The organism is Dietzia alimentaria 72 (genome assembly GCF_000226215.1).
In the GTDB taxonomy this organism is placed as follows: Bacteria; Actinomycetota; Actinomycetes; order Mycobacteriales; family Mycobacteriaceae; genus Dietzia; species Dietzia alimentaria.
Window position 1 is genome coordinate 145,292 of the sequence record NZ_AGFF01000003.1, and the last position, 18,994, is coordinate 164,285.

Consider the following 18,994-nt stretch of genomic DNA (forward strand, 5'->3'; position numbering starts at 1 on the left):
ATCGACGGTAGTGCGACAACGACGACGAGACCCGCTACCACCGAGCCGGTCCGGAATAGCCGAGGCCTTTGCCGGGTTGTACCCACAGGCAGTCGGGAACCCGTCTCCGACGCGTGAGGAGTGTGGCGGAAGTGACGATGCAACAGGCCGCCATGCGAACACTGATGCGGGCCGAGAGCAACAACATCAAGCTCGACCGGAGTGTGTTCACCCGCGAGAACTTCCGCCGGATCGGGATCTTCGCTCGCCCCCACACCCGGTTGATCGTGGTGTTCCTCATCCTCTCGGTATTCAGCGCGACTCTCGCGGTGGTCACCCCGCTGCTGGCCGGTCGGGTGGTCACCGCGATCGTCGAGTCGCAAGCGGTGCGCGTGGTCGCGATGCTCGCGGCGGCGATCGCCGTGATCGGGGTGGTCGAGGCCATCACCAACGTCTTCTCGCGCCTGTGGTCCGCACGGATCGGTGAGGGGCTGATCCTCGACCTGCGTCGGACGGTGTTCGACCATGTCCAGACCATGCCGGTGGCATTCTTCATGCGCACCCGGACCGGTGCGCTGGTCAGTCGCCTGAACAACGACGTGATGGGCGCCCAGCGCGCATTCTCCGACACCCTGTCCGGCGTCGTGTCGAACCTGGTGCAGCTGGTTCTCACGCTCATCGTGATGGCGGGCATCAACTGGCAGCTCACGGTCTTGTCCGTACTGTTGTTGCCGATCTTCCTACTTCCGGCCCGCTACGTTGGCAGGCGCCTGGCCAAGCTCCGGCGCGAGGCCTCGGACCTCAACGCGTCGATGAACGACCAGATGACCGAGCGGTTCAACGCCGGCGGCGCCACCCTGGTCAAGCTCTTCGGTCGCCCCGCCGCCGAGTCGGCGGAGTTCGCCGCCCGGGCCGGCCGGGTCCGCGGGATCGGCGTGCGCACCGCACTGCTGATGAGCGTGTTCATGAACTCGCTGACCCTCGTTTCGACCCTCGCGCTGGCGCTGGTCTACGGCCTCGGCGGCTGGTTCGCCCTCAACGGCGGAATGGACGCCGGCTCTGTGGTGGCCCTGGCCCTCCTGCTCACCCGCCTCTACGGGCCACTCACGTCACTGGCCAACGCACCGATGGACGTGGTCACCGCCATCGTCAGCTTCGAGCGCGTCTTTGAGGTCCTGGATCTCAAGCCACTGCTGGCGGACGCACCCGACGCCGTCGACGTCCCCGCCGGACCCGCGACCATCGAGTTCGACAACGTGCACTTCTCCTACCCCTCCGCCGACAAGGTCTCGCTGGCCTCCCTCGAGGAGGTGGCGGTCCTGGACGCTCGCGGCGGACAGGAGGTGCTCCACGGGATCTCGTTCCGCGCCGAGCCGGGCCAGATGATCGCTCTCGTCGGCTCGTCGGGTGCCGGAAAATCCACCATCGCCTCTCTGCTGCCGCGTCTCTACGACGTCGACTCCGGTGCGGTCCGGGTGGCCGGACTCGACGTGCGAGAGGTTACGTCGTCGTCGTTGCGTCGCACGGTCGGCATGGTGACGCAGGACGGGCACCTCTTCCACGACACGGTGCGCTCCAACCTCACCTTCGCGCGGCCGGAGGTCGACGATGAAGCCGTGTGGGACGCACTGCGGCGCGCACGACTCGAGAGCCTGGTGCGGGAGCTGCCCGATGGGCTCGACACCGTGATCGGCGACCGTGGCTACCGACTCTCAGGGGGCGAGCGCCAGCGGCTCACCATCGCGCGACTGCTCATCGCTGCCCCGTCGGTCGTGGTGCTGGACGAGGCGACGAGCGCCCTCGACTCCACCAACGAGTCGGCGGTGCAGGAGGCTCTCTCCGAGGCGATGTCGCACCGTACCTCGCTGGTCATCGCGCACCGACTCTCCACCGTGCGGGCGGCCGACAGGATCCTGGTTCTGGAGGCCGGCACGGTCGTCGAGTCGGGCACGCACGCCGAACTGCTCGCCGCCGGCGGTCGCTACACGGAGCTGTACGAAACCCAGTTCGCCGACCAGGAGTGACGTCGGGCTCGATGCGCCGGCGGCGAGCCGGAACTCAGCTTTCGAGGTGCAGCCCCAGCTCACGCGCGGCGAGTGCGGCGTACTTGGAGGTCTGCTCGAAGGCGCTCTCGAGGGGCTGGGCGTCGGTGAGGTCGGCGATCTCGTTCCACCGTTCGGCCACGACCTCGGGGGTGCGGGCCTCGTCTGGGAGATAGACGCCGCGACTCTCGACCATCTGGGACACGGCAAAGACGCCGGCACCGGCGCCGAGAATGGTCTTGGTCGGAGCATTCTCGGAGACCATGAACAGCACACCGGGGGCGATGGTTTCGGGACCCATGACGTCGAGAACCTGCTGCGGAAGCAGGTCCTCGGTCATCCGGGTGGCCGCGGTGGGCGCGATCGCGTTGACCTTGATGTCTTTCCTGGCGCCTTCGATGGCCAGGACGTTCATCAGGCCCGCGAGGCCGGACTTGGCGGAGGCGTAGTTGGACTGTCCGAAGTTGCCATAGATGCCGGACGTGGACGTGGTCATGAGGATGCGGCCGTAGCCGGCGTCGGCCATGTGCGGCCAGACGGCTTTGGTGCAGTTGACCGAGCCCATGAGGTGCACCTCGAGGACCTTGCGGAAGTCGTCGGTGCTCATCTTGGCGAACGACTTGTCGCGCAGGATGCCCGCGTTGTTGATGAGGACGTCGATGCGGCCCCACTTCTCGATAACCGAGCCGACCAGGGCGTCGACCGCCGACTCGTCGGTGATGTCGTGGCCGTCGACCATCGCCTCGCCGCCGGCCGCGACGATCTCGTCCACCACGAGCTGGGCGGCGGAGGCGGTGCCACCCTCACCGTGGACGTCGCCACCAAGATCGTTGACGACCACCTTGGCGCCCCGCTCGGCCAACGCGAGGGCGTAGGCGCGGCCGAGGCCACCACCGGCACCGGTGATGATGGCGACGCGGTCGGTGAAGTCGATGTGCTGTGTCATGTGAACTCCTGTGATCGGGGGATGATCTGAGCGGAATCGGGTATCGGAGGGTGGTCAGCCCAGCTCTCCGCGTACGTAGGACTCGTACGCCGGCAGATCCAGGAAGCCGTGACCGGAGAGTCCGATGACGATCGACGGGCCCGTTCCGGGCTCTCCTGTGTGCTTGCGGGCTTCGATGAAGGCGCCCGCCAGGGCGTGGTTCGACTCCGGGGCAGGAACGATGCCCTCGGCCTTGGCAAACTCGACGCCGGCGGCGAACGCGACGTTCTGCTCCACGGCCATCGAGTCGATCATTCCGAGGTGCTTGACGTGGCTGACCAGCGGCGCCATGCCGTGGTAGCGCAGGCCGCCGGAGTGGATGGGGTCCGGGACGAAGTCCTGGCCGAGGGTGTACATCTTCATCAGCGGTGTCAGCCCGGCCACGTCGCCGTGGTCGTAACGGAACTCGCCCTCGGTCATCGACGGGCACGCGGTGGGCTCCACCGCCATGATCGAGGTCTGCGCGCCGGCCAGGTTCTCGCGGATGAACGGGAAGGCCAGCCCCGCCAGGTTGGAGCCGCCGCCGGCGCACCCGAACACGAAATCGGGAGCACCCTCGCCGAACATCGCGAGCTGCTTGATGGCTTCCTCGCCGATCACGGTCTGGTGCAGGCACACGTGGTTGAGGACCGAGCCGAGTGAGTAGCGGGCCTCGGGGTCACCGGCAGCCACCTCGACGGCCTCGGACACGGCCATGCCGAGCGACCCCGGGGTGTCGGGGTCCTTGGCGAGGAACGAGCGGCCGGCCTCGGTGAGGTCGGACGGACTCGGGTGGACCGAGGCTCCGAAGGTCTCCATGAGCATCCGCCGGTACGGCTTGGACTCGAAGGAGGCCTTGACCTGCCACACCTCGACCTCGATGCCGAATGCCTGCCCGGCGAACGCGAGCGAGGCGCCCCATTGGCCGGCACCGGTCTCGGTGGTGAGCTTGGTGATGCCCTCGGCGGCGTTGTAGTACGCCTGCGCCACTGCGGTGTTGGGCTTGTGCGAGCCGACGGGGCTCGTGCCCTCGTACTTGTAGTAGATCCGCGCGGAGGTGCCGAGCGACTTCTCGAGGCGGCGGGCCCGGATCAGTGGGGCCGGGCGCCACAGGCGGTAGATCTCCTGGACCTCCTCCGGGATCGCCACGTAGCGCTCCTGGGTCACCTCCTGCTCGATGAGGGCCATGGGGAACAGCGGTGCCAGGTCCTCGGGCCCGAGGGGCTCCTTGGTGCCCGGATGCAGGTGCGGCGCCATCGGCTCGGGCAGGTCAGCCTGGATGTTGTACCAGTGCGTGGGCATTTCGCTCTCGGGGAGCAGAGCTTTGACCAGCGAGTCGGAGGGGGCGTCAGACGTCATGTGTGGGTCCTCGGATGGAGTGGGAGGGGTGGTGAGCTGTATCTCATCCTAGGAGGTCGCGACGCATCGGCAGGTGGGGGATCCGACCGTCGAGGTAATCGGGCCCGGAGCGGAGGAATCCGAACTGCTCGTACCACTGCTCGAGGTACGCCTGGGCGCCGATCTCGACCGGCCTGTCACCGCACCTGTCGAGCGCGTACCGGATCAATCCGGAGGCGATCCCGCGCCCCCGCCAACCGGGCGACGTGCACACGCGGCCGATGTGCATGACCCCGGCGGGTTCGTCGGAGCCGAATATCCGCAGGGTCGCCACCAACTCGTTCCCGCCCGGCACCCCGGATCCCTCGTCGATGCGAGGTATCCAGGCCAGTACGTGGGTGGTGCCGGGGTCGGCGTCCACGTGATCGATCTCGGCGTACGGGCACTCCTGTTCGTGCACAAAGACGTCCACGCGCAGCTTGTACAGCGCGTGGACGTCCAGTGGGCCCAGCCCGGACAGGGGAGACGCGACGATCCTCGGCTCGGCGCCGACGCGTGCCGTGTACGGGAGACTCACTTGTCGTTCGCGGTCCCGTCCTCCGGCGCATCGTCGGAGGGCTGCGGGGCGGACCCGGCGGCGACACCCGGAGCGGCGCTCTCGGCGGCGGGAGTCCCGGCGACGTCCTGGTCCGCGGGGCCCTCCGGATCGGCCGAGTCGATGACCAGGTCCTCGCCGGTCTCGGCGTTGGCGGGCTGCGGCGCGGAGCCGGTACCCGGGCCCGCGCCCGAGACGGTGTCTGCGGCGGGCGTCGGCGTGGGGGCGGGCTTCGGTGCGGGGGTCGGGGTGGCGGGCGCGGGTGAATCAGGACCGCGCAGGAAGTAGGCGGTGGCGCCGGCTATCGCCGCTCCGCCGGCCAGTCCGGCGATCCACAACGGGGCGAAGCGGCGCGCGGGCTTGCGCTTCTCGGACGGCGAGGCGAGCGCCGAGGTCTTCTCACGCAGGGCGTCGGCGTGCATCCTGGCGTCCGACGCGAGATCGCCGAGGATCTCGCCCTGCTCCGCGCGACGCTCGCGCACCACCTGGAGCCCACGGCTGGCACCGAAGAGAGCCAGACCGACGGGACCGCGGGTCGCGGCGACAGCGGCCTCGCCGAGGAAACGGGGATCTTTGAGGTCGAATGCCTTCCGGGCGGCGGTGCGGGCCTGCTTCAGGTCCTTCTCCGCCTGCTTGACTGCCTTGCGCTCAGCGGCACGATCACTTCGTTTGCTCATGGGTAGATGGTTGCACAGCCCCCCGACACCGACCACCGTCTCACCGACATCGCCTGTCGCGGCGTGGCAGGATGGTCCCCGTGAGCATCGCAACGCAGAAGGCAACCATCCACACCAACCGGGGCGACATCGTCGTCGAGCTGTTCGGCAACCACGCCCCGGAGACCGTCGGCAACTTCGTCGGTCTGTCTGACGGATCCAAGGAGTACTCCCAGCCCAACGCCAAGGGCGAGAAGACCGGACCGTTCTATGACGGCTCCATTTTCCACCGCGTGATCTCGGGCTTCATGGTCCAGGGCGGCGACCCCACGGGCACCGGCCGCGGTGGCCCGGGCTACCAGTTCAAGGACGAGTTCCACCCCGAGCTGCAGTTCACCGAGCCCTACCTGCTGGCCATGGCCAACGCCGGGCCCGGCACCAACGGTTCGCAGTTCTTCATCACCGTGGGCCCGACCCCGCACCTGAACAACCGCCACACCATCTTCGGCAAGGTCGCCGACGAGGACTCGCGCAAGATCGTCGACGCCATCGCCACCACCCGCACGGGTGCGATGGACCGGCCGGCCGAGGACATCGTGATCGAGTCGATCGAGATCTCCTGACGATCCCGCACCATCGACGACCCGCGGCGCGGTACCCGGATCACCCGGGCCCGCGCCGCAGGTCTATCCCCACCGTCGACCATTCGAGCATCCTGACCGAGCGGGCACCATGAGCATCCAGACCCACCGCGGCGGCGCCGTCGCCCGCTTCTTTCGCCTCCAGCCGGTCACGGCATGGCTCATCGCCGCCAACCTGGCCGTCTACGTGGCGACCGTCGTGCAGGCCCGCAGCTTTCTCGACAACCGGGCGTCGGCGCTCTTCGAGTTCACGGCCCTCTACCCGCCGTTGGTCGCGTTCCGTGACGAGTGGTGGCGCCTGCTCACCTCAGCCTTCCAGCACTTCGGGCCCATGCACCTGCTGCTCAACATGTACATGTTGTGGCTGCTCGGGATAGGAATCGAGCGCAGCGTCGGCCACGCCCGATATCTGGCGATGTACCTGGTCTCCGCTCTCGGGGGCTCGGTGGCGGTGATGTTCTTCAGCCAGAACGCCCTGACGGCCGGGGCGTCCGGCGCGATCTTCGGCCTGATGGGGGCCTACGCGATCGTGGCCATGACCATGCGTGTGGACGTCAGGGGGATCGGCATCCTGCTCGTCCTCAACGTCGGCGTGAGCTTTATCGTCCCCGGAATCTCGCTGGCCGCACACCTGGGCGGGCTGGGCGTGGGCGCGTTGGCCGCGCTGGCCCTGGTGGTGCTGCCGCGCCGCCTACCCGCGCGCACCGGCCGCACGGCCCGTGAGGTCACATCCTGGATCGGCTTCCTGCTGGTGGTCGTGCTGCTCGCAGCCGTGGCCTGGTACGTCGCCGACTCCATGACGCTGGACTCGATCCTGCGCAGCTGAACCGCCCGACCCTCAGGCCTCTAGACCCTCAGGCCCCTCATCACGCGTCCGGGCCGCGCCCCCGGAACCCCAGACCGGTGAGGGTCTCCACGACGTCGCGCGGGTCCGCCCCCAGGTCGCCCCGCGTAAACACGTCCAGCTGCTCGTGCCCGCGGTCGTCGACATACTCCACCCGCATCAGGTGCTGACGCATGCCCCACCGGGTCGCCCCCAGCGCACGCACCTCCACCATCTCCTCGCGCGGGACAAACACGACGCCACGGAGCTTCTTGATGGCCAGGAGCCCGTCCACCACCTCGAGCCGCGGTCGACGCAGCAACTGAGACACGCCGGCCACGACGAGTACGAGTGCCGCAGAGCCCGTCAGGAGCACAGCGAGCGGGTCCCGTCGGAGGAGTCCCGTGGCTACGAGTCCGAGTCCCAGTGCGATCTGGAGCGCTGGCCACAACGCTTCCGGGGACCATGACGCCGCCCTGTGCCCGGCTCGGTCAATAGCTTCACCGCTCATGCCGCCCATCCTCTCTTATCCACAGGCGTTATCCACACTGTGGATGAATAACACGCGTGGAGTTCGATTGCCGTTCGATTCCCCGCGGGCCCCACCTGCGGCGGAGGTCTTGTCGTCGTCAGCCTGACTCTATCCACAGTGTGGAGGAAGTTATCCACAGGGTGTGTGCCAGTGTGAGATGCGCGGTAACACCAGTCACATGACGCGTTTCGCTGTCGTGACCTGCACTGATGCGGTAGCGGTCCATAAATGCAGGTCACCCCCCGTGCACTACGGGGGGTGACCTGTGGATAAAGCTGTGGATGAGACCCGGGGGGCCTGGGGATTGAAGCTTTTCAGCGCCAACCCATGGTCATCAGCAGACCGATGACCGCCAGGCCGAAGCCGATCGCAAAGTTCTTCCAGGTGTCCATCGCCTCCATGAACGGAATCTGCTCACCGGCGATGTAGTAGACGACCAGGTAGAGCAAACCCAGGATCATCAGGCCCAACATGAGCACCAGATACCAGCGCGGCGTCGGGGCCCCCTTGACCTTGACGGGGGTGCGGCTAACGGCGGCGTCGGTGTACTCGGACTTCGACCGGACCTTGGACTTGGGCATGGAGACCTCGAACTGCTGGGGGATGTCGGACGCCACTCTACCAAGCCCCACCCCGGGAGCTCATCTCCTTGACGGCAGTACGCTGCATCTATGCGCATCCTCGTGGTCGACAACTACGACAGCTTCGTTTACAACCTCGTTCAATACCTGGGCCAGTTGGGCACCACGTGCGAGGTGTGGAGGAACGACGACGACAGGCTCGCCGGGCCGGAGCAGGACTATGACCCGGCTGTACTGGAGCGCGTGGTGAGCGACTTCGACGGCGTCCTGCTGAGCCCCGGGCCCGGCACGCCGGACCGGGCGGGGGCCACGATCCCGCTCATCGAGGTCTGTGCGCGCCTGGGCGTGCCGGTGCTGGGCGTCTGCCTGGGTCATCAGGCGATCGGCGAGGCGTTTGGTGCCACGGTCGACCGGGCCGCCGAACTGATGCACGGCAAGACCAGCGCGGTGACGCACGACGACTCCGGGGTGCTGGCCGGGATCCCCAGCCCGTTCACCGCGACGCGCTACCACTCACTGACCGTGGTGCCGGAGACCCTGCCGGACGTGCTGGTGCCCACCGCGTGGACCGGGTCGGGGCTGCTCATGGCGATGCGCCACCGCGATCTACCCGTGCAGGGCGTGCAGTTCCATCCCGAGTCGGTAATGAGCGACGGCGGTCACCGCATGCTCGCCAACTGGCTGGGGATGTGCGGTGAGCGACCCTCGGAGACGCTGGTGACCCGGTTGGAGACGGAGCTCGACCTGGCCCGCGGCGCGGCCCTGGCCTGAGCGGCCCGCGCTGACAAGGACGCGTCGACCAATCCGCGTCGACCGACCCGGGCCGATCAGCCCGGCCCGGGAACCAGGCCGAAGCGGATCACGCGCACCACTACCTGATCATTGATCCCTGCTTCACCCACGGGCGGCTGCTGCGAAAAGATCCTTCCCACGCGAGTGAGGTCGGGATCGTTCTGGGGCAACTCGACCAGTTGCCCTCGATCGCCCCGCCACCCCGCGCGCTCGAGTTTGTCAAAAGCCTGCTCGACCGTGTCGCCCACGAGGTTGGGCATGTTGAAGCGATTACCGGCGGAGACCCGCAGGGTGATGGTGGCGCCCTTGAGCTGGGTCTGCCCCGCCGCCGACGACTGGTCGATCACCTGTCCCTCCGGGGCCGTGTCGTCGACCCTGCGGGTGTCCACGCGGAAGCCCGCGCTCTCGAGGGTGGCGCGGGCCGGATCGACCGACTGGCCCACCACGTCCGGCACCTGGACCTGCTCGGGTCCGGAGCCCACCGTGAGTCTGACGGGCTGGTCGCTGGGCACGTTCGCACCTGGCGCGGGGTCGGTGTCCACGACCTTGCCCTGGTCCTCCGCGGTGGAGGGGCGGGCCTCGTCCTCGGGGACCACCTGGAAGCCGGCCTCCTCGAGCGCGATGCGGGCGTCTCCCGGGGACATGCCCATGACGTTGGGCACGGACAGTATCGGCTTGCCCGTGGACACTGCCAGGGTGATCTCGGATCCCACGGGCAGGCGCTTACCGGCGATCGGGTCCGAGGAGATGACATGCCCCTCAGGGATCATCAGGTCCGGCTGTGGAGCCTCGACTGGTTTCAGACCCAGAGCGGTGAGCTCCTCTACGACCTCGGCCGCCGGGCGCTGCGCGAGTTCGGGGACGGTGACCTCCTGGACCTGAGAGACGCCACCACTGTCGTCGGAGGTCGCCCAGATCGACACGGTGGCGATCATGGCCAACACCAGCAGGGCAGCGATCGCGATGGTCACCGCGCGGGGTCGCTTGCGGTGCGGATCGCGCCGTCGACCGTACTGCTCCGGCGTTCGGCCGTCGTCGGCGTTCGATGCCGCCGCACCGCCGGCGGCACCCGCTGCCGCCGCTACGGGGAAGGCGTGGGCCTCGGTCGGCGCGTCGGACGGAGGCAACCAGTTCGAATTGCCTGATCCGTACCCGGCGCCGGTGAATCCGTGCGGGGCGTCGGGCCTGAGGTCGTCGTCGAGGTCATTGTCGGCGAGCACCAGGGGCGCCGCGGGCCGGCCCCCAGACAGGACCGTGAGCAGGTCGGTGCGCATGTCCCCGGCGGAGTCGTATCGATTCTCCGGATTCTTGGCCATGGACTGCATCACCACGGCATCGACGTATCGACTGACGTCGGGATTCACCGTAGACGGCGGCTGCGGGGACTCGCGTACGTGCTGGTAGGCCACGGCGACGGGCGATTCGCCAGTGAACGGGGGCTCCCCGGCCACCATCTCGTAGAGCACGCAGCCCGCGGAGTAGAGGTCGGAGCGGGCGTCGACGGTTTCGCCGCGTGCCTGCTCGGGACTGAGGTACTGCGCGGTGCCCAGGACTGACGAGGTGTTGGTGAGCGTGGAGGAAGAATCGCTGACCGCGCGGGCGATGCCGAAGTCCATCACCTTCACCGCGCCGTCGCGGGAGATCATGATGTTGGCGGGCTTGACGTCCCGGTGGATGATCCCCTTCTTGTGTGAGAAGTCCAGCGCACCGCAGACGTCGGCCATGACGCCCAGGGCACGCTCGGGTTCCATGGGGCCGTCCATACGGACGATGTCACGCAGGGTGTCGCCCTCGACGACCTCCATGACGATGTAGGGCAGGGAGCCGGCGTCGGTGCGTTCCTCGCCCTGGTCGTAGATCGCCACGATGGAGGGGTGGTTGAGCGAGGCGGAATTCTGGGCCTCGCGACGGAACCGCTGGTAGAACGTCTCGTCGCGGGCCAGCTCCGGGCGCATGATCTTCACCGCGACATCGCGTCCGAGGACGGTGTCACGGCCACGGCGGACCTCGGACATCCCGCCGAAGCCCAGGATGTCACCGATCTCGTATCGACCCGCGAGCAGCGAAGGTGTGGTCATCCGTCGTCACCTCCTCTGCCGATGCCCTCGAACATGCCGGCGGCGGCGCCGGGCCGTCCCTGCGCTCGACCTTGGCTTTGTTCTTGCCCCTGTCCCTGTCCTTGGGCGTTCGGTCCGTCGTCCTGGCCGGCCTGACCGTTGCCCGGCGCGGGAGCCAACGAACTGAACTCCGATGTCAGGGAGTCCAGCATGTCCTGCAGGTCGGTGGTCGGCGGCTGAGAGGGGGGCGTCGGCGGCGGTTGGGGCACCGGGGTGGGCGTGGGCTGTGGCTCGGGAGCCGGCGCGGGGGCCTGGGTGGTGGTCGTGGTGACCGGTGCGGGTGGCGTCGAACGCGGCGTGGTGGAGCCGCCGAACAATCCGCCGGGTCCAAAGACGCCGGCGTTGGACAGGGCGATCGCCCCGGCCACCGCGAGGGCGGCCACCAGTACGAACACCACGAGGAACCAGGCCCCGAGCCCGCCACCACCGCGCTGCGGCGGTCGTCGCGTCACCGGGGGCGCGGGGGGTCGTTGGACGGGCGCCTGCGCGGTCCGGGGTCGGCCCTGCTGTTGCCCGCGGGCGGTCTGCTGCCCGTAGGCCTGGTTGGCGGCGGCGGACTGGACACGGGTGTAGGCGCGTGTGGGTTCGGCCCGACCTGCGGCAGTCCCCATGGTCCCGGTGCCCTCGGGCAGGACCGTGGTGGGGCCGGTGGCCGAGGCACGGCCGGCGGCGAATCCGGCAGCGGCGCCGGCGGCACCGGCCGCGCCCGCCACCATGAACGCACTCGGCGGCCTGGGATCAAGGCCGGCGCGCACGTCGGCCACGGCGTCGGCAAAGGCCTCGCCGTCGGGGTACCGGCTGAGGGGATTTTTGGCCATGGCGTCGTCGAGCAGTCGGCGCACCGGGGCGGGAGTGGAGTCGGGCAGGGGCGGCGGGGTGTCGCGCACATGCATCATCGCGATGCTGACGGGCGAGTCGGCGACAAACGGTCGGCGACCGGCCACACACTCGTAGCCCACCACGCCGAGCGAGTACACGTCCCCGGCCGGAGTGGTGTCGTGGCCCATGGCCTGCTCGGGCGCGATGTACTGCGCGGTGCCCACCACCATCCCGGTCTGGGTGATGGCGGAGGCGCCCATGGACTTGGCGATCCCGAAGTCGGTGAGCTTCACCTGCCCGGCGGGCGTGATGAGGATGTTGCCCGGCTTGACGTCCCTGTGCACCAGGCCGATGGCGTGCGCGGCGTTGAGGGCGCGGCCGGTCTGTTCGAGCATGTCGAGGGTGTGCCGCATCGGCAGCGTGCCCTCGCGGGCCAGCACGTCGGACAGCGGCTCGCCCACCACCAGCTCCATGACCAGGTAGGACAGCGGGCTGCCGGAGGCGGGGTCGTCGATCTGGCCGTAGTCGTAGACCGATGCGATCCCGGGGTGGGAGATGCGTGCGGTGACCTTGGCCTCGGACCGGAACCGTTCGACGAACTCGGGGTCGGAGGAGAACTCGGCCTTGAGCACCTTGACCGCCACGTGCCGGTCCAGGACGGCGTCGTCGGCCTCCCAGACCTGACCCATCCCGCCGGTGGCGATGAGGCGCAGCAGGCGGTAGCGGTCGGACAGCAGTGCACCGGAGTTCAAACTCACTGCCCACCCCCCAGGAGCGCGCCCAGGACCTCGCGGCCGATGGGCCCGGCGTAGGTGGCGCCCACGGTGTCGCGGGTGATACCCGGGCCGGACTCGATGGCCACGGCCACCGCCACGTCTTGGCCGGGGACGAACGCGATGTACCAGGTGTAGGGGATCGAGTCGGAGGAGTCGACGCCGTGTTCGGCGGTGCCGGTCTTGGAGGCGATCGTCACCCCGGCCAGGCCGCCGCCGGCGTGGGCCTCGGCGCCCACCATCAGTTCGGTGAGCGTGCCCGCCTGCTCATCGGTGAGAGCACGGCCGGCGTCCCGGGGGTTGAAGCCCTCGACGACCGAGAGGTCGGGCGCCGTCAGAGTCTTGATCAGCTGCGGCTCCATGCGGACGCCCCCGTTGGAGACGGTCGCGGCCACCATGGCGTTCTGCAGCGTGGTCATCCGGACATCGCTCTGACCGATCGAGCTCATGGCCAGTTGGGCGGTGTCGTCCATCTCACCGAGACCTGAGGGCGCGACCGGGACGCCGAAGTCCTTCGGCGCCGAACCGTCCACGCCGAAGCGCTCGGCCATCTCGGTGAACGCCTCGGCCCCGATGTCCTGGCTCATCTCGACGAACGGGACGTTGCAGGACAGTTCGAACGCGGTGCGCAGGGTGACGGTGCCGCCGCCGCACGTCTGGCCGGCGTAGTTCTGCAGGTAGGTCGAGGTGCCCGGCAGGAGGGTGCGGTCGGCGCCGTTGACGGGGGTGTCCGGTCCCATGCCCTGCTCGAGAGCAGCGGCGGTGGTGATGACCTTCATCGTGGAGCCGGGGGGCAGGGCCTGCTGCGTCGCGTGGTTGAGCAATGGTCGGTCGGGGCTCTGCTCGATGCGGGCCATCTCCTGGGTACGGGCGTCCGGGTTCTGGCTGGACAGCTGGTTGGGGTCGAAGGACGGGCTGGAGGCAAGCGTCAGCACCTCGCCGGTCGACGGCCGGACGGCGGCCACGGAGCCGACGAACGGGCCCTGGCCGGCGCCGCGCTGGAGTGCGGCGTAGGCGGCCTGCTGACCCACCGGATCGAGAGTCAGCTCCACCGAGCCACCCTGCGGGGTGCGGCCCGAGATGAGACCGGTGATGCGCTGGGAGAGCAGGCGGGAGTCGGAGCCGTTGAGGAACGCGTCCTGCGACTGCTCCACGCCGGCGGTGGCGAACTGAAGCGAGTAATAGCCGACGGTGGGCCCGAACATGGCCGGGTCGGTGGGGTAGGTGCGTTCGAACTCGTAGCGGCCGTCCGAGGGGAGCGACATGGCCAGCACGCGCCCGCCGGCGGTGATCTGGCCGCGCTGGCGCGAGTACTCGTCGAGCAGCATGCGGGTGTTGCGGGGGTCGGCGCGCAGCTCGTCGGCGCGGAAGACCTGCACCCAGGTGAGCTGGAGCAGTAGTGCGACCACCATGACCATGGCGGCCACGGCGACTCTGCGGATGGCGGCGTTCATGCGGGGCTCACCCGGACTTTCGTGCGCGGAGTCGCGGCGTGCGCATCATGCCGGTCGCGGCGTCGGCGAGGGCGGGTGCCTGGCGGGGGGTGGGCAGGGGGCGGCGGGCGTCGTTGGACAGCCGCAGCAGGATCGCGATCAGCGCGTAGTTGGCGAGCAGGCTGGAGCCGCCGTAGGCCATGAACGGCAGCGTGAGCCCGGTGAGCGGGATCAGGGTCGAGACTCCTCCCACCACTACGAACAGCTGGATGGCCATGGTGAACGCCAGCCCCACGGCCACGAGTTTGCCGAAGCTGTCGCGGATGGTCAGCCCCACGCGGATCCCGCGCAGGACCAGGATGGCGTAGACCATGAGGACGGCGGCCAGCCCGATCAGGCCCAGCTCCTCGCCGATGGTGGACGCGATGAAGTCGGTGTTCGCGAACGGCACCTGGTCGGGGCGGCCGTTGCCGAGTCCGGTGCCGGCCATGCCGCCGGAAGCGAGGCCGAACAACGCCTGCGAGCTCTGGTAGCCGCCGGTGTCGAAGTAGGCGAAGGGATCTTGCCAGATCTGGAACCGCACGCGCACGTGTCCGAACAGGGCGTACGCGAGCACGCCGCCGATCGCCACCAACACCACGCCGATGAGCAGCCAGCTCACCCGTTCGGTAGCCACGTACAGCATGGTCAGGACCGTGGCGAACAGCAGCAGACACATGCCGAGGTCGGTGTTGAACACCAGCACCCCCAGCGACAGGAACCAGGCCACGATGATCGGTCCGAGGTCGCGGGCACGCGGCAGGTCCACACCCAGGACGCGCTTGCCGGCGGTGGTGAACAACTCGCGCTTCTCCACGAGGATCGAGGCGAAGAACACGATGAGCAGGATCTTGGCGAACTCGCCGGGCTGGATGGTGAAGCCGGGAAGGATGATCCAGTTCTTGGCGCCGTTGATCTCCGAGAACCGTGACGGCAGAACCGCGGGGGTCGCCAGGAGGACGAGCCCGGCGAACCCCATGGTGTAGCCGTAGCGGGACAGGACGCGGTGGTCGCGCAAGACGTACAGGACCCCTGCCATCACGGTCAGGCCGATGAGCGTCCACAGCAGCTGGCGGGTGACGTCCATTCCCGGCGGGTCGGTCCCGTTGGCCACCGCGCGCGCCGCAGACGCCAGGTCCAGCCGGTAGATCAGCACCAATCCCAGGCCGTTGAGCAGGGCGACGCCGGGCAGCAGTACTGGATCCGCGAACGGGGCCAGCCAGCGGATGACCAGGTGGGCGCCGCCGGTGAGACCGAGGAAGGCCAGGGTGATCCACAGCAGCGAGAGCGACAGTTCCTGCTCCTGCGCCAACTGCACGAGCAGTAGCGAGAAGCTCACGATCACCGCGGCGGCGATCAGCAGGACGAGTTCCTTGCCCCGGCGAGGACGGTGGGGGACCGCCTGACCGCGGGGGTCCGTGGTCGGGCGCGTCATGGGCGGCTCACCGCGCGGCAGTTCTCTCCGGGTACTTGCGGCGGCGTGGGCAGTGCGGGCCGGCTGGTGGGCTGCTCGGGGCGGTCGCTGGGCGGTGTCGCTTCGGTGCTGGGGGAGGGCGTCGACGACGACGGGGCCGCCTCCGGATCCTTCTTCTCGTCGGCGGGTTCGCACGGGGGCAGGAGATTGTCCTGCGTGAGGCGCGAGACCTGGGCGTTGGCCTCGGCGAGGCTGCCCGACGGCATGCCGGCGCGGACGGACTCCCGAGCGGGTTCGCGGAGGTCACCCAGGGTGAACACGTCGCAGCCGGAGGGGATGGCGTCCGGATCATGCATGGTCAGGGTGCCCTCGGCGGTCAGGCAGGCCACCTGGCTGACCGAGGCGAGCGATAGACCGAAGACGTTCCCCGCGATGCCCTGCTTCACCACGACCTGGCTGTCCTGTTCGGTGACGAAGTAATTGCTGCGCACGAGCACCGTGGACACACCCACGATCCCGGCGAGCAACACGAGTACTCCCAGTACGCTCAGCGCGAAACGCCAGCGACTGCCGCGGGGTGGGTCGGCGTCAGCGTCGTCGTCGTCGGGTCCTTCCCCACGGTTGCCACCGGCGGCCCCGCCACCGGACGCGTCGGCCCCGCCCTCTCGGGAGGCAACCTGCGACCGCGAGAACGCGGCGGCCTTGCCGGCGGCGGTGTTGGAGTGCGGATCCGCGGCGGGATCGATCTGGCCCGGCTCGTCCCCGGAGGCCGCGCCCACCACTACCGGGATGACGGGGGTGTCGCGTGGGGAGTCCATGACGTCCGCCACCACGACGGTGATGTTGTCCGGCCCGCCCGAGCGCAGGGCGAGCTGCACCAACCGGTCGGCGCAATCCTCGACGGACCCTGTGCCGAGCGTCTCCGCGATGGTCTCGGTGCTCACCGGATCCGACAGTCCGTCCGAACAGAGCAGGTAGCGGTCGCCGACGCGAGCCTCGCGGGTCACCACGGTGGGCTCGACAGGCTCGCCGGTCAGGGCCTTGAGAATGAGCGACCGCCGCGGATGGGAGTGCGCCTCGTCCGCCGACAGCTCGCCGCGGTCGACGAGGGACTGCACAAACGTGTCGTCTTTGGTGATCTGCGTGAGGGCGCCGTCGCGCAGGAGGTAGGCGCGGGAATCGCCCACATGGATCAGGCCCATCCGGCGGCTGTCGAACAGCAGCGCCGTGGCCGTACAGCCCATGCCCTCGGTCTCGGGATAGGCGTCAACGTGCGCGGCGATCGCCCTGTTGCCGAGTGCGAGTGCCTTGGTCAGCGCGGCGGTGAGATCCTGGCCCGGCTCGTCCTGGTCCAGCTCTGCCAGCGCCGCCACCACGAACTGGCTGGCGATCTCGCCCGCGGCGTGCCCGCCCATGCCGTCGGCGAGAGCGAGCAACCTGGGCCCGGCGTAGGCCGAGTCCTCGTTGTTCTCCCGCACCATTCCCAGGTGCGAGCGCGCCGTGTAGACGAGTGCCGGGGTCACGCGCGGAGCTCGATTACTGTCTTGCCGATGCGTATCGGCGTCCCGGCGTCCACCTTGACCGGCGTCGTGACCCGGGTTCTGTCCAGGTAGGTGCCGTTGGTTGACCCGAGGTCTTCGAGGAACCAGTCGGGGCCATGTGGGGACAGGCGGGCGTGCTGGTTGGACGCGTAGTCGTCGTCGATCACCAACGTGCACGAGTCGGCGCGACCCAAAAGGACAGGCTGCTCGGAGAGGGTGATGCGCGTGCCGGACAGCGCACCCTGCGTCACCACCAGGTAGCGGATGGCACCTGAGCCGCGACCGAACAAGCCGGTTTTACGCTCGGTGCGGTTGCCCGCACGCATGCCGACGTTGCCGAACACGTCCGTCTTGAGCGCGCGGAGCGTCAGGTAGATGAACAGCCACAGCAGGGCCAGTAGTAGGCCGCGGGAAAGCTGCAGAACCAGTCCCTGCATCGGTGTTCTCCTCCCTTCGCCGGTCGGGGCACCTCTACCAACGTGTGATCGCCCCCGGAGGTTCCGCGGGCGTGCCAGTCGAGATTAGTCGAACCTTACGGTGATCTCAGAGTGTCCGACGCGGATAACGTCACCATCGGCGAGTTGCCAGTCCTGGATCGGACCGCCGTTGACTGTGGTCCCGTTGGTCGAACCGAGGTCGGTGAGTATGGCCTCGCGACCGTCGAACTTCACGTCCGCGTGCTGGCGGGACACGCCCGTGTCCGGCAGCCGGAACGCCGCATCCTGTCCGCGTCCCAGCAGGTTGGAGCCTCGCTGCAGGCGGAACGACCGGCCCGAGCCGTCGTCCAGGTGCAGCGTGACCGCGAGCGATGAACGACCCTGGGTGATCTGGGTGGGTGCGTCTGAGGGGCCTCCCCAACCGGAGCCCTCGGAACCGGAGCGGGAGGCCACCGGGTAGTTGCTGGCGGGAGCCTGCATGTCGTTTTTCTCCTTGCTCACACTCGACCGGTCCGCTTGTGACGGCTCCGCGGTCGGTGACGACGGGGCCGGGTGACCCGGCGCTGGTGCCGGCGCTGCGGCCGAGATGTGGAACGGGACGGCATCGGGATCCACAACCCCGGCGATGCGCATCTGCCCGGTGTGCATGTCGTCGCGTTCGACGAACGTCACGGTAACCGGGCCATATGTCTCCCAGCCCTGCTCGGTGATGTGATCCGACAGGTGGCGGGAAAAAGTTTTGACGGCCAGCGCCTCGTCCTCGGTGAAGGACTCGAAGTCGGAGCGGGCCAGGGTGATGGTGTAGCTGTTCGACACCAGCAGGTGTCCGTCGACCACCTTGAGCGAGGCCTCCGCCTGCTTGCGCAGCTGGGCTTCCACCTCCGCCGCGACCACCTTGCCGCCGAAGAGACGGGCGAACGCGTCGCCGACGGCGCCCTGGAGGGTGCGCTCGAACTTGCCGACGATCCCCATGCTTCGCCTCCTCTCCGTGCAGTCCACTCGTCGAGGCCCAATGGGCACGACCGGTCCGTGCCGCGTGCTGCGGCATCCGGTCGATCATAGAGGCGATGGCGCCTCTAAGCACGTGTCCTCCGCTGCTAGGGCGCTCACCTGCGGATTAGTGCGGCCGGTGAGCTGCGTGTTACCGTATTTCAGCGTTACTCGGGCGAGTGGCGGAATGGCAGACGCGCTGGCTTCAGGTGCCAGTGTCCTTCGGGACGTGGGGGTTCAAGTCCCCCTTCGCCCACCACGAGCAGTTGGAGTTGAGAACTGCGGCGGCCTCAGCCGGGATTACTCCTGGCTGAGGCCTTTTTCTTTGAGACGACATGTCATCCCTCAACGGTTACGCTGCCGAGTCCTGCACCGGCCTGACCCTCGAGGCGGGCCGGGCCACCGCTACTCATCGGCAGCGCAACCAGCGTCGTACAAAGAGGTCCAGAACAGTCATCCGCGTGGCGGCACCTCTCCGAGTGCACCGA

General features: G+C 68.7%; 17 protein-coding genes and 1 tRNA gene. 5 read left to right on the plus strand and 13 right to left on the minus strand.

The features are described from left to right. Nucleotides 1-137: 137 nt before the first annotated feature. Complete coding sequence (locus tag ON04_RS00990) at nt 138-2,003, plus strand: ABC transporter ATP-binding protein (RefSeq protein ID WP_033443939.1); 1,866 nt, start codon at nt 138-140, stop codon at nt 2,001-2,003. 34 nt (nt 2,004-2,037) lie between these two features. Here ON04_RS00990 and ON04_RS00995 read toward each other — a convergent pair whose 3' ends face one another. The 4 genes from ON04_RS00995 to ON04_RS01010 are packed head-to-tail and all read right to left on the minus strand — an operon-like array spanning nt 2,038 to nt 5,595. Further along, a complete protein-coding gene (locus ON04_RS00995; protein ID WP_010539702.1) occupies nt 2,038-2,967 on the minus strand; it encodes an SDR family oxidoreductase in 930 nt (309 codons plus the stop codon). A 54-nt stretch (nt 2,968-3,021) separates the two neighbouring features. Then, nucleotides 3,022-4,344, minus strand: coding sequence for a TrpB-like pyridoxal phosphate-dependent enzyme (locus ON04_RS01000; RefSeq protein ID WP_010539703.1), 1,323 nt, complete (start codon nt 4,342-4,344; stop codon nt 3,022-3,024). A 43-nt stretch (nt 4,345-4,387) separates the two neighbouring features. Then, the gene (locus ON04_RS01005) at nt 4,388-4,900 is read right to left on the minus strand and encodes a GNAT family N-acetyltransferase (RefSeq protein WP_010539704.1); all 513 of its coding nucleotides are present in this window, start codon (nt 4,898-4,900) and stop codon (nt 4,388-4,390) included. Beyond that, complete coding sequence (locus ON04_RS01010) at nt 4,897-5,595, minus strand: hypothetical protein (protein WP_010539705.1); 699 nt, start codon at nt 5,593-5,595, stop codon at nt 4,897-4,899. Before ON04_RS01010 ends, ON04_RS01005 begins: the two co-directional genes overlap by 4 nt. 71 nt (nt 5,596-5,666) lie before the next feature. On the opposite strand from ON04_RS01010, the gene ON04_RS01015 reads away from it, so the two are divergent. Both ON04_RS01015 and ON04_RS01020 read left to right on the plus strand, forming a co-directional pair. Beyond that, the gene (locus ON04_RS01015) at nt 5,667-6,197 is read left to right on the plus strand and encodes a peptidylprolyl isomerase (protein ID WP_193350569.1); all 531 of its coding nucleotides are present in this window, start codon (nt 5,667-5,669) and stop codon (nt 6,195-6,197) included. Between the two features lie 109 nt (nt 6,198-6,306). Beyond that, on the plus strand, nt 6,307-7,041 hold the full coding sequence (locus ON04_RS01020) for a rhomboid family intramembrane serine protease (RefSeq protein WP_010539707.1): 735 nt from the start codon (nt 6,307-6,309) through the stop codon (nt 7,039-7,041). 40 nt (nt 7,042-7,081) lie between these two features. On the opposite strand, the gene ON04_RS01025 is transcribed toward ON04_RS01020, so the two are convergent. Further along, nucleotides 7,082-7,549, minus strand: coding sequence for a hypothetical protein (locus tag ON04_RS01025; RefSeq protein WP_010539708.1), 468 nt, complete (start codon nt 7,547-7,549; stop codon nt 7,082-7,084). Between the two features lie 335 nt (nt 7,550-7,884). After that, nucleotides 7,885-8,151, minus strand: coding sequence for a cell division protein CrgA (gene crgA / locus ON04_RS01030; protein ID WP_029457414.1), 267 nt, complete (start codon nt 8,149-8,151; stop codon nt 7,885-7,887). A 90-nt stretch (nt 8,152-8,241) separates the two neighbouring features. Between crgA and ON04_RS01035 the strand changes: the two genes are divergently transcribed. Further along, nucleotides 8,242-8,922 (plus strand): aminodeoxychorismate/anthranilate synthase component II, encoded by a 681-nt coding sequence (locus ON04_RS01035; RefSeq protein ID WP_010539710.1) that lies wholly within the window; start codon nt 8,242-8,244, stop codon nt 8,920-8,922. 56 nt (nt 8,923-8,978) lie between these two features. Here the strand turns inward: ON04_RS01035 and pknB are convergent, their stop codons facing one another. The 7 genes from pknB to ON04_RS01070 form a co-directional block, all read right to left on the minus strand. Then, the gene (pknB, locus tag ON04_RS01040; protein WP_010539711.1) at nt 8,979-11,021 is read right to left on the minus strand and encodes a Stk1 family PASTA domain-containing Ser/Thr kinase; all 2,043 of its coding nucleotides are present in this window, start codon (nt 11,019-11,021) and stop codon (nt 8,979-8,981) included. Beyond that, nucleotides 11,018-12,637 carry a serine/threonine-protein kinase gene (locus ON04_RS01045; RefSeq protein WP_010539712.1) on the minus strand — a complete coding sequence of 540 codons (1,620 nt, stop codon included), beginning with the start codon at nt 12,635-12,637 and terminating at the stop codon, nt 11,018-11,020. The genes pknB and ON04_RS01045 overlap by 4 nt, the downstream gene beginning before the upstream one ends. Next, nucleotides 12,634-14,106, minus strand: a complete 1,473-nt coding sequence (locus tag ON04_RS01050; RefSeq protein WP_010539713.1) for a penicillin-binding transpeptidase domain-containing protein — start codon at nt 14,104-14,106, stop codon at nt 12,634-12,636. The genes ON04_RS01045 and ON04_RS01050 overlap by 4 nt, the downstream gene beginning before the upstream one ends. 7 nt (nt 14,107-14,113) lie before the next feature. Beyond that, nucleotides 14,114-15,559 (minus strand): FtsW/RodA/SpoVE family cell cycle protein, encoded by a 1,446-nt coding sequence (locus tag ON04_RS01055; RefSeq protein WP_010539714.1) that lies wholly within the window; start codon nt 15,557-15,559, stop codon nt 14,114-14,116. Then, nucleotides 15,556-17,061: a PP2C family protein-serine/threonine phosphatase gene (locus ON04_RS01060; protein WP_010539715.1), complete on the minus strand. Its 1,506-nt coding sequence runs from the start codon at nt 17,059-17,061 to the stop codon at nt 15,556-15,558. Before ON04_RS01060 ends, ON04_RS01055 begins: the two co-directional genes overlap by 4 nt. Further along, complete coding sequence (locus tag ON04_RS01065; protein ID WP_010539716.1) at nt 17,058-17,516, minus strand: FHA domain-containing protein FhaB/FipA; 459 nt, start codon at nt 17,514-17,516, stop codon at nt 17,058-17,060. The genes ON04_RS01060 and ON04_RS01065 overlap by 4 nt, the downstream gene beginning before the upstream one ends. A gap of 84 nt (nt 17,517-17,600) precedes the next feature. Then, a complete protein-coding gene (locus ON04_RS01070) occupies nt 17,601-18,488 on the minus strand; it encodes a DUF3662 and FHA domain-containing protein (RefSeq protein WP_010539717.1) in 888 nt (295 codons plus the stop codon). A gap of 191 nt (nt 18,489-18,679) precedes the next feature. Here ON04_RS01070 and ON04_RS01075 point away from each other — a divergent pair. After that, nucleotides 18,680-18,765 (plus strand) — tRNA-Leu (locus ON04_RS01075). Nucleotides 18,766-18,994 lie beyond the last annotated feature (229 nt).

Coding starts and splice junctions, on each gene's coding strand:
- ON04_RS01010 (WP_010539705.1), bottom strand. CDS start 5,595: ATGAGCAAACGAAGTGATCGTGCCGCTGAGCGCAAGGCAGTCAAGCAG.
- ON04_RS01055 (WP_010539714.1), bottom strand. CDS start 15,559: ATGACGCGCCCGACCACGGACCCCCGCGGTCAGGCGGTCCCCCACCGT.
- ON04_RS01035 (WP_010539710.1), top strand. CDS start 8,242: ATGCGCATCCTCGTGGTCGACAACTACGACAGCTTCGTTTACAACCTC.
- ON04_RS01000 (WP_010539703.1), bottom strand. CDS start 4,344: ATGACGTCTGACGCCCCCTCCGACTCGCTGGTCAAAGCTCTGCTCCCC.
- pknB (WP_010539711.1), bottom strand. CDS start 11,021: ATGACCACACCTTCGCTGCTCGCGGGTCGATACGAGATCGGTGACATC.
- ON04_RS01050 (WP_010539713.1), bottom strand. CDS start 14,106: ATGAACGCCGCCATCCGCAGAGTCGCCGTGGCCGCCATGGTCATGGTG.
- ON04_RS01070 (WP_010539717.1), bottom strand. CDS start 18,488: ATGGGGATCGTCGGCAAGTTCGAGCGCACCCTCCAGGGCGCCGTCGGC.
- ON04_RS01015 (WP_193350569.1), top strand. CDS start 5,667: ATGGTCCCCGTGAGCATCGCAACGCAGAAGGCAACCATCCACACCAAC.
- ON04_RS00990 (WP_033443939.1), top strand. CDS start 138: ATGCAACAGGCCGCCATGCGAACACTGATGCGGGCCGAGAGCAACAAC.
- ON04_RS00995 (WP_010539702.1), bottom strand. CDS start 2,967: ATGACACAGCACATCGACTTCACCGACCGCGTCGCCATCATCACCGGT.
- ON04_RS01020 (WP_010539707.1), top strand. CDS start 6,307: ATGAGCATCCAGACCCACCGCGGCGGCGCCGTCGCCCGCTTCTTTCGC.
- ON04_RS01065 (WP_010539716.1), bottom strand. CDS start 17,516: ATGCAGGGACTGGTTCTGCAGCTTTCCCGCGGCCTACTACTGGCCCTG.
- crgA (WP_029457414.1), bottom strand. CDS start 8,151: ATGCCCAAGTCCAAGGTCCGGTCGAAGTCCGAGTACACCGACGCCGCC.
- ON04_RS01025 (WP_010539708.1), bottom strand. CDS start 7,549: ATGAGCGGTGAAGCTATTGACCGAGCCGGGCACAGGGCGGCGTCATGG.